Below are 5,029 nucleotides of genomic sequence, written 5' to 3'. Positions count from 1 at the left end.
TCCGTGAATTTCCAAAAGGGCTCTAACGCCTTACAAATGTAAGCAGGCAAACTGTACCGCACCATGACCCATTTATAGGGATATTCATGATGCGGTATTCGCGCTTAGGGCTTTTACTCAGCAAGCAACGGATTATGGGCAACGGCGGTTTCAAACCGGGTGAAGTTCTGCTCAAGATCAAGCTGGGTCCGGGCTTTTTCGCTTTGTGCTGTAAAGTCCTGACAGGTTTTGCTTGTTATGTCCTGACAGGCTGGTACTAAATGCCCGTCCGCCCAGAGGCTTGCTCCGGGTATAAAAGAATAAACCAGGCCATTCCGTGAGAGCTCTTTCATTTCCTGATAGCTGAGCGGCCATGTTGTCGCGGCGCGCAGATATTCCTGTGTCAGGTCTCCGCGGGATACGCCCTCATCATCGGTAGACAGCGCAACAGGCACACCGGCCCGTCTATACAGTGCGAAGGGGTGAGATTTTCCCTTAACATTCAGAATAACGTCATTACTCGTCAGGTTGATTTCAACCATGACCTTTTTCTGAGCCATCTCTGCTAGCAGCCCTGTGGCATCCTGTTCCCACGCAATATCAATGCCATGCCCGATACGGCGTGCGTTCGCAATTTCCACTGCGGAGCGGATGTGATGGGCCAGCCCTTCTGGCGGAACAAGACCGGGGGTGAGCTCACCCGCATGCAGGCTGAGTTTTACATCAGGATATTGAGCGTTGAGCGCCTGAAACATGCGCATATGCTGGTCATAATCTCGCATAGCTATCACGTTATCTTCCGGAGCAACGATATTCACTCCGACAAAACGCGCATCCGCCCGCACAACCTCATACCCTGCATAAAGCTGAGTAAACACGACAGAAGGCTGAAAGGTACGTACTGTCTGATATAAATAGCGCACTTTTACGCCACAGCCCGGATGCGCCTGAGGGGTGCCGCACTGTAAAACATGTTGGGCCTGCTGTTCCATTTCATCGGTCTCATGCCGGACGTCGGTCACAAGTTTAGACAGCAAAGGCTTGAGCGCCTGTTCTGCCTGCGCGTAGTCTTCGCCCTTGAGGGGATGCGTCATCCCGGCAGCAATCATCCCGCCCAGACCAGGCGAAATCATCAGTTCAACATACTGCACATGGTCTTGCGCTGCCCGGTCTTTTACTTCTGCCAGACTGTCTCCTGCATGTTTTTGCGTGATGGGGAAAAAGCGACTGAAAGTTGCAAAGAAATGGTCATGCCCTGAGCGGTCATGCGCTGTGGGCACGAAATCACGCATGGAAAGGGCATCAATCATGTTATTTTCCGCATCCGGGTTACCAGCCAAAGCCGCCGCCGGCATTTCCCCTTTATCATGCCCCGTGCAGGTATGAGACAAAATCTGCCCATGATCCAACGCCACACATTCGCCATCCTGCGCAGCCCATTTCAAATAGCTTTCCGCATAAATGGCCCCCACCATGTGGTTATGAAGATCGGCCCCTTTGGGGAATTGACGCAGGAAGAGCGCAAGACGAGCCGGGTCTGATTGCAGTGTTGTAAAAATATGTGCCGTTTTCTTCTCATCTGTCGTTTGCGCCAGGCAAATATGAGCAGAAACCGGCAGAACTGCGCAGGCAAGAAGTAAAGAGCGGAAAAGCATGAAACACCCTTGATGAAAAAATTGACAGATTTGAGAAAGAGGCCGGAAAAGCCCGATAGAGCGTTCTTAGAGTATAATGATAAAATTGCCTCTTGTCGCAACCGTAACTAATTCCACAGTCATTTTTCTGGGTTGCCAGTCGCTTCGTGCCAGAGCCATTTGCACCGTCTACACAAAGAGGTTCAACAGGCGGCGTCATACGCCTCCAAAATCCGAGGTTTTTTGGATGACCGAATTGAAGCACCTGTAAAGGGGTTTTGAAAATAGCTCATGGCCCTTCTTGCTGCATCAGCCGATCCAGCGTTGAAGGCAGAATGGGCAGGGGTGCATCCTTTTTTTCAGCCCCGGGCTCCCCTACTCCGGTCGCCAGCCATGCGGCAACGGTGCTGTCTCCGCCAGACGGAAGCCAATGTTCCGGCGTGTTTATCCAGCTTAGCATATCCTGCATCACACGGGCGCCCTGCCGGTCCCGCAGAAGCAGATGGTGCCCACCGGGAATAAGATCCAGCCGGGTTCCTGCGGGCATGTTTTTCCAGACGGTTACCATAGCAGTGGGCGGGACAAGCTGGTCCTGGTCACCATAGATACACAACACAGATCCATGCAGACGTGGGGCTGCTGTTGCAGCCTGCTTCATCAAAGTCACAAGGCCTTGCAGGGCTTTCAGTCGCGTTGCGCGCAGAGTCAGCGGATCATAATACAGACGGGCCAGCGCCATTATGTTGTCACTGGCGACAACATGCACGGGGAGTTCCCGTCCGGTAACAAGAGAGTCTGGAAACAGGCGTGCCAGAACACGCAATGGTAAATCTGTCGCCCAGCCAAAATTCCACACAGCCGGAGCAAGCAGGATCGTGCCTGCCACATGCGGGGCATCCGGCTGCGCCATCAGTTGCATCAGCACAGCACCCCCCATACTTTCCCCCACCAGATAAAGGGGCCTCTGGGGATAAGCCTGCTGAAGCTGCGCGGCTTCCTCCCGAACATCCTCCACCATCCGTGTGGTTCCGGCCCAGCCGCCCCGCTTGGGAGCCTGCCCGAACCCCCGTTGATCGGGCGCGACAACCGCCACCCCGTGAGCAGCGAAAAACGGTGCTGAGGACTCCCATGCATCCCGGCTGTCATTAAACCCATGCAGGGCCAGCAGAATGGCGTGCGGCTGCGCAGAAGCCAGCCAGAGACGAGCCGGGATTTTCGCCCCGTCAGAAAGCGTAAAAATCTTCTGTGGCGGCACCAGCAGCCCAAGCTGCGCAAAACGCGCCGGCGGCTTTGGCACGGGAGGCATTGTGGTGCTGCATGCCGGAAGCGCCAGCATGCCACAGGCTGCCAGCCACAACCGCCCTGCCTTTTGGACCGCAGGAAACAGTGATCTGTTCAGCACCGACCGCAGCATTCTGCTCACGCGGATGGGATGGAAGAAAGCATGGAAAAGCACATTTCAACCCGCTATCATTCCTCACAGATCCGCGCCAGTCAGGACTGATCCGGACTGTAAGCATGACGCACCTTTGCGGACACTGCGTCCTGCGTCACCCTCAAGGATATGCCTGCATGCTTCTTCAAATTGCCAACCCTGTTCCCCGCCCCCAGCTGGGGCATGTTGAGACGATTGTGGTCGATCATCGTAAAGTAGCGTGTGATGGCGGTCTGGGCGCACTCGGGCACCCGCGTGTGTGGCTGGCTATTGGCGGGCATCAGACTGTTTGCCCCTACTGCTCCCGCCTGTTTGTTTTGCAGCCCGGTGCATCAGACGCGGGCCAGCATTAAAGAGCAACCACCGCGCTTTCTATTCCACAGTTAATTTATGTGAATTTAATTTTGCACGTATTTAATTGACATTTATCCTGTCCGCTCACTAGATAGGCTTCAGCACATTCGCAGCCTGACGGGCTGTGTGTCGCGCGTCTTCGGGCCGGAAAAGCGGCTTATAGATATTCAGCAAGGATCATTCTGCATGCGTTCTACCGCTTTTTTCCGCACTCTGCTGCTGGCAACCGCTCTGACTGCCCCGGCAGTTATTGGCATGGGGCAGTCTGCTGCGGCACAAAGCACGGTCTCCGGCGCTGCAACCGTACCTGTGCCTCAGATTGGCGCTGCGCCAATCACAGCGGTCGCCCATCCTTATGCAGAACCGGATGGCGCGCAGGCCGCGGTAGACGCCGCCTTTGCAGAAGCCCGCAAGACAGGCCGAAAAGTGCTAATTGATTTTGGGGCCAACTGGTGCCCGGACTGTCGCGTTCTGGCAGGGGTTCTGACGCACCCGGCTGTCAGCCCGTGGGTTGATCAGACCTTTTCCGTCGTGTCCGTCAATGTCGACCATTTCAACAAGAACATGGATATTGCCAAAAAGTTTGGCATTACCATTAAGGCCATTCCGGTCGCTCTGATTGTCACGCCGGACGGCAAAGTGCTGAACGGCGATGAAACACTGGCTCTGGGCGATGCCCGCCGCATGTCTGGTCAGGCTGTCGTGGACAAACTGGCGGCGTGGGCCCAACGCTCCTAAGCGGTAATCAGACAGGCGGCAGATACTGCTCAATCTGGTCCAGTTCACGCAAAACTGAGGCAATATCCAGAGGCTGTTCAGACTGAGCGATATGGTCGTCATCCTGCTGGCCTGTGGGCATGAGTTTACCCCAATAGGGTAGCCCTGCCTGCAGGCCCATCAGAAGATTGCATGGGTTCTGATGATGTTCTGCAACCAGTTCAAACATCACAGTTCCCGGCTGGCACCAGACACAATTGGCCATTCCAGACCCCAACTGCCCCATAATCAATCTGGCGCGTTTGAAAGTCTGAATTTGTTCAGCCGCCGTCAACTTTTCTGCCCGAACACACAAAAAGCCCCGTGCCTGCAAAGCCGCTGTCAGCTCGGCTTCATTCGGAATTCTGCGGTTACTGGCAGGACCGCGCTCAATGAAAATACGCAGGTCTCTGGGGCCAGTTGGGGGTTGCGTGGCAGCCAGAGACTCGTACGCCGCCCGGGACAGAGGCGAGACCGAAAAATCAGCCGCTCCGCGGACATAATCCGCATAGAGCACCCGACGGAACGCATATTGCTTACCGTGCTCTGTTGGAATGCCGTTTTGGGCCTCAAACCCGGACAGGGCCAGCGTATCAACCTGGCAGGCAGCATGAGGCGTGCATCCTGCAGTTCATACAGGCACAGGGTTGCCGGCTCGGAAACCCAGCCCTGGAACACAGAGGTTTCCCCCGCCCCCAGAACGCCTCCATTCACCAGAGGCACAGATACCGCCGGAACAGTTTCCAAAACCGTCACACTGCTGGCAACGTCTTTCAGGCTCACAGGGCCCGTGTCGGCTGTTCGCCTGAAGAATTTTCTGAAAAAGCCCATTGGTTCCTACGGCGTGTCGTCAGTTAAGCCCTGAGTGTGG

Annotated in this window: 5 protein-coding genes; 2 read left to right on the top strand and 3 right to left on the bottom strand. The window is 55.4% G+C overall.

The annotated features are described in order from the left end of the window. Positions 1 to 113: 113 nt before the first annotated feature. Both AD928_RS00755 and AD928_RS00750 read right to left on the bottom strand, forming a co-directional pair. Positions 114 to 1,634, bottom strand: coding sequence for an adenosine deaminase family protein (locus AD928_RS00755; RefSeq protein ID WP_062247482.1), 1,521 nt, complete (start codon positions 1,632 to 1,634; stop codon positions 114 to 116). 268 nt (positions 1,635 to 1,902) lie between these two features. After that, a complete protein-coding gene (locus AD928_RS00750; protein WP_062247483.1) occupies positions 1,903 to 3,027 on the bottom strand; it encodes an alpha/beta fold hydrolase in 1,125 nt (374 codons plus the stop codon). Between the two features lie 158 nt (positions 3,028 to 3,185). On the opposite strand from AD928_RS00750, the gene AD928_RS00745 reads away from it, so the two are divergent. Together AD928_RS00745 and AD928_RS00740 are read left to right on the top strand one after the other, a co-directional pair. Beyond that, positions 3,186 to 3,401 (top strand): zinc-finger domain-containing protein, encoded by a 216-nt coding sequence (locus AD928_RS00745; protein WP_062247480.1) that lies wholly within the window; start codon positions 3,186 to 3,188, stop codon positions 3,399 to 3,401. A 187-nt stretch (positions 3,402 to 3,588) separates the two neighbouring features. After that, positions 3,589 to 4,140, top strand: a complete 552-nt coding sequence (locus AD928_RS00740; RefSeq protein ID WP_062247478.1) for a thioredoxin family protein — start codon at positions 3,589 to 3,591, stop codon at positions 4,138 to 4,140. A 7-nt stretch (positions 4,141 to 4,147) separates the two neighbouring features. Here the strand turns inward: AD928_RS00740 and AD928_RS00735 are convergent, their stop codons facing one another. Beyond that, the gene (locus AD928_RS00735) at positions 4,148 to 4,675 is read right to left on the bottom strand and encodes a glycosyltransferase family 61 protein (RefSeq protein WP_062247476.1); all 528 of its coding nucleotides are present in this window, start codon (positions 4,673 to 4,675) and stop codon (positions 4,148 to 4,150) included. Positions 4,676 to 5,029: the final 354 nt, after the last annotated feature.

The organism is Acetobacter cerevisiae (genome assembly GCF_001580535.1).
Lineage (GTDB): Bacteria > Pseudomonadota > Alphaproteobacteria > Acetobacterales > Acetobacteraceae > Acetobacter > Acetobacter cerevisiae.
The sequence above is the reverse complement of the archived record's forward strand: the minus strand, read 5'-3'. Positions and strand labels throughout refer to the sequence as shown.

Coding starts and splice junctions, on each gene's coding strand:
- AD928_RS00755 (WP_062247482.1), bottom strand. CDS start 1,634: ATGCTTTTCCGCTCTTTACTTCTTGCCTGCGCAGTTCTGCCGGTTTCT.
- AD928_RS00750 (WP_062247483.1), bottom strand. CDS start 3,027: ATGCTGCGGTCGGTGCTGAACAGATCACTGTTTCCTGCGGTCCAAAAG.
- AD928_RS00745 (WP_062247480.1), top strand. CDS start 3,186: ATGCTTCTTCAAATTGCCAACCCTGTTCCCCGCCCCCAGCTGGGGCAT.
- AD928_RS00740 (WP_062247478.1), top strand. CDS start 3,589: ATGCGTTCTACCGCTTTTTTCCGCACTCTGCTGCTGGCAACCGCTCTG.